Origin of the sequence: Psychrobacter sp. Sarcosine-02u-2, from assembly GCF_002836335.1 — a bacterium.
GTDB lineage: Bacteria > Pseudomonadota > Gammaproteobacteria > Pseudomonadales > Moraxellaceae > Psychrobacter > Psychrobacter faecalis.
On sequence record NZ_PJBX01000080.1, the window covers coordinates 1 to 327 of the forward strand.

A 327-nucleotide genomic window follows, 5' to 3' on the forward strand; every position below is an offset into this window, starting at 1 on the left:
AAATATTTATTGTCTTCAAGGAGTGGTTTTATGAAACATATTGCCGATGAAAAATCTATCAAAGGTGGTCAGTACGATAAAGTACCAGAAAATTATAGTGGTACGGTTTATATCTGCCCGATGCATCCTGAGGTTAGAGATACTGAAAAGAGCGATTGTCCGATATGCGGCATGTTTCTTAAACCTGAAGACGAGGTTGCTGAATCCAACAACCATGAAGATAGTCATGCGCATTGTCATGGAGCGGATGCTAATAATAGTAATGAGGTAAATTCTGTCGAAGACGATAAGTACGACAAGATACCGGAAAATTATAGCGGTACGGTC

1 protein-coding gene is annotated in these 327 nt (G+C 39.4%); it reads left to right on the plus strand.

Annotation, left to right across the window (positions count from 1 at the left end; all coding sequences use genetic code 11):
• Positions 1 to 30 precede the first annotated feature (30 nt).
• Positions 31 to 327 (plus strand): heavy metal-binding domain-containing protein (locus CXF58_RS01350; protein WP_323807197.1); only part of this gene is annotated, 297 nt, incomplete at its 3' end.